Here is a 3,514-nt window from a genome sequence, read left to right as displayed (position 1 = left end):
AATTTTATCAAAAGGTGTCCTTTTTGTTTACTAAAATAACGATAGCAAAAAGCGTAGGGCCTACACATTTTTTGTGTGAACTCCTACGCCTTATTTTTTATTTACTGGGGTTTTGTCCCAGCCTCTTGCTTTTTTTGTTTACATGCCTTGTTTTTTACTCGTTTCATCTCTTTGCCAACATTCTAGGTCTTCAAATCCTTCTATGTTGTCAGCGTAAAACACAGGGTCTTTCCCTTCTTTTCGTTGTTTGAGATAATCTTTCAGAACAGGTGCCACTAATTTCCCGATAAATGCTAGAGCAATTAAGTTTACTATGGCCATTAATGCCATGAATAGATCACCTAAGTTCCAAACCATCTCCAGGCTTGCTACTGATCCGAATAGCACCATTGCTAATACCGCAATACGGAATACAAAAATGGCTAATTTGCTTTCCTTAATGAAAGAAATATTTGCTTCGCCGTAATAATAGTTTCCGATAATCGAGCTGAAACAGAATAGTAATATAGCAATAGCGATAAAGATACTGGCCCACTCACCTACATGGGCGCTTAAAGCCAATTGTGTTAATTGGATACCTTCTGCACTATCCGTTGGAATATCCGTGGCGAATAGAATAATAAATGCTGTAGCAGAACATATCAGTAGCGTATCAACAAAGACTCCTAACGTTTGAACGAATCCTTGTTTAACTGGATGCGAAACATTTGCAGTTGCAGCCGCTACAGGAGCGGAACCCATACCTGCTTCGTTACTGAATAGCCCTCGTTTCACTCCATTCATAATCGCGGCACCAATTCCCCCACCGACAGCTTGCTCTAAACCAAATGCACTTGATACAATAAGACCGAAAACAGCAGGGATTTCTGAATAATTTATGACTACGACATATAAGGCTAAGGCGACATATAATATCGCCATTACTGGAACAACAGCTTGAGTTACTTTCGCAATTCGTGTAACTCCGCCAAAGATGACAAACCCTGTAAGAATGGTGATGATCGAACCGATAATCAAAGGTTCTATTCCGAATGCTTCATTAAAAGCTGAAGCGATTGTATTGGTTTGAATAGAATTAAATGCGAAACCAAAACAGAACGTAATTAGGATAGCAAATAGAACACCCATCCATCGTTTTCCCATTGCTCTTTCCATGTAATAAGCAGGTCCACCTTTGAATCCATTCGTACCTGGATCTTTCACTTTGTACATTTGAGCTAAAGTGCTTTCGACAAAAGCTAACGAAGCACCAAACAATGCGATTACCCACATCCAAAAAACGGCACCAGGACCGCCTAAAGAAATAGCAACAGCAACACCAGCTACGTTACCAGTCCCTACACGCGTTGCTGTACTTATGGTGAATGCTTGAAAGGAGGATATTCCTTTTTGATTTTCATCTGAAGATTGAGTGGAATCTCCCAATAGCCGGAACATTTCTTTAAAATTCTTAAATTGAACAAACCCTGTCTTAAATGTAAAATACAAAGCAAGACCAACGAGTACTATGATCAATATATAAGACCAAAATAAATCATTTCCGACAGATATAATGTTTTCTATAACACTCATCATATTCTCCTTTCTCATGTTGTAACTTAATTTCAAATATTATATCACAAAAATGGTGTTCCTTTTTATAGTAAACTATTGGTAAGTATGTAAGTTTTATTGTCTGGCAAATTATACTATTTGGGTGTTGTTGTTTGCAGAAAACTCTATAACAAGGAACGGTATATTTGTTAGACAACGTTTCCTTCAAGCGGCACCTATTGAAGTAAAAGGAGATGCTCGTTGATAAAAGCTAGATAATTTTAAAAGCGGTTCAAGCGGAAAAAAATTCTGATTGGACCGCTTGTTTATTGCATATATTTAATTCCTGTTTGTCTTATGTAAGTATCTTTGGTGACAATGGTCTTCTTAACATGTGCTCTCTAATTTGGACAGAGTTCCTTTTCACAACTCTCGTCCGTTTTCTTTGTCTTCGGAGTGATGAAGCGCTTACTGGAAATTTAATTTCTTGTCCGTTTTTAAATAATACAATCGCCTCTTCGGAATGCGATCCATCTCTGATTTCGGAAACATGGTGATAGGCTATCCAGCAGCAGTCGAAATGAACCATAGCATGGGTAGGGAACATATACAGTTCACCCAGATAGATTGGGATGGGAACTTTCTTCCAATAGCCTGTATGCAGCTTTACGGTCCGTCTTGTTGCTTCGAGGGAACTGTAATTGTGGAGTAACACACCCTTTATTAAATCTAAAGGGGTATCTTTCACAAATACTTCCTTATCGAATTCTACTACATGTGTTCCATACAGATGATGCTTTGCAGGTAACAATGCCATCGTGTCCAAATGGATAAAATACTGCGATAAATAGTTATTCATTACGAATACTCCTTCCTTAGAAATAATAATGTGGTAGATCCCTATAATGTCCTCCAATCCTTTAAGTGGTAATATTATAGGTCTAAACATATAGTACGATAGACCTTGGAAAAATTCACCTATTTTGTCGTAAAGTTATATAAAATTCCAAATTTAGTTATTTTTAACTATTAAAACACTACTTTTTATTGTTTTCTCAAGGGAAAATTCATATAAATACCCAATGGGGGTATGAGTTAGGCTCTTTGAAATTTAGAGTCAATGATACTAATCTATAGTCAAAACAAATACCGATATACGAGGGGGAATAACGATGAAGAAGGAAAAATCATTTACATTTGAGGAGATTTTTAAGCAGAATGAAAGGCGTATTTACTATAACCTACATCAACTGGGTATTCGTGATTATTATGGAGAATATTATTCGGAAGCAATGTTTGCCATGTGGATTGCTTATAAGAAGTATGACAGGGATGAAGGTCCACTCTCCACCTATTTCAACTACGCCATTCGGAATCGCCTCATTGATCTCATACGAAAAAAGACGAGAGAATATGAAGTTGAGAAAGAGTACATCGAGCAAGAAACAGCGCTCCTTATAGCTGAAACGAACTCCACTTATACATCTTCAGATACAAACATCCCCGATGAAAAACTGTGGAAGAACGTGTTTTCTACATTGACTATCAATCAAAGAAAATGGGTTTATTATGCGATTATATTAGACTATCCGGTGAAAGAGATTGCTGAAAAAGAGAATGTTTCTGTGGAGGCGGTGAAAAGTTGGGGGAAGGAAGCGAGGAGGAAGTTGAGGGGGGTGTGGGATGTAAAAAGTGAATTCTTGTAAAAGTAGTAGGAACTATCAAAGTGATTAATAAGTTAAGACAATTTAATCACCAACATATGGTAAAATAGTTATAGATTATATTCATTGCGAGGTAGTTAAATGAAAACCTTAGAGATTATTACCATGCCGTTTTCCCAGAATTCTATAAATAACTGTAAACCCGTAATCAAACAACGCATACAAAAATGAAGCACCTCTTGCTAAGATAGAAATATCAATTGAAGGAGGTGCTTTTCTATGCCACATGAAGAACTAATCATCGTGCCCGTAACACT

General features: G+C 37.1%; 3 protein-coding genes. 1 reads left to right on the top strand and 2 read right to left on the bottom strand.

Going from position 1 to position 3,514, the window contains the following annotated elements; genetic code table 11:
• Positions 1 to 138 precede the first annotated feature (138 nt).
• Together M3210_RS19520 and M3210_RS19515 are read right to left on the bottom strand one after the other, a co-directional pair.
• Entirely contained in the window at positions 139 to 1,572 is a 1,434-nt protein-coding gene (locus tag M3210_RS19520) for an alanine/glycine:cation symporter family protein (RefSeq protein WP_251517910.1), read from the bottom strand.
• Positions 1,573 to 1,888: 316 nt separating this feature from the next.
• Entirely contained in the window at positions 1,889 to 2,392 is a 504-nt protein-coding gene (locus M3210_RS19515) for a competence protein ComK (RefSeq protein ID WP_251517908.1), read from the bottom strand.
• A 313-nt stretch (positions 2,393 to 2,705) separates the two neighbouring features.
• On the opposite strand from M3210_RS19515, the gene M3210_RS19510 reads away from it, so the two are divergent.
• The gene (locus tag M3210_RS19510; protein ID WP_251517904.1) at positions 2,706 to 3,239 is read left to right on the top strand and encodes a sigma-70 family RNA polymerase sigma factor; all 534 of its coding nucleotides are present in this window, start codon (positions 2,706 to 2,708) and stop codon (positions 3,237 to 3,239) included.
• The last annotated feature ends 275 nt before the right edge of the window (positions 3,240 to 3,514 follow it).

The sequence above is a fragment of the Oceanobacillus luteolus genome, assembly GCF_023715655.1.
Taxonomy (GTDB): Bacteria; Bacillota; Bacilli; order Bacillales; family Amphibacillaceae; genus Oceanobacillus; species Oceanobacillus luteolus.
Note: the sequence above shows the minus strand (reverse complement) of the source record. Positions and strands in the feature narration are given on the sequence as shown.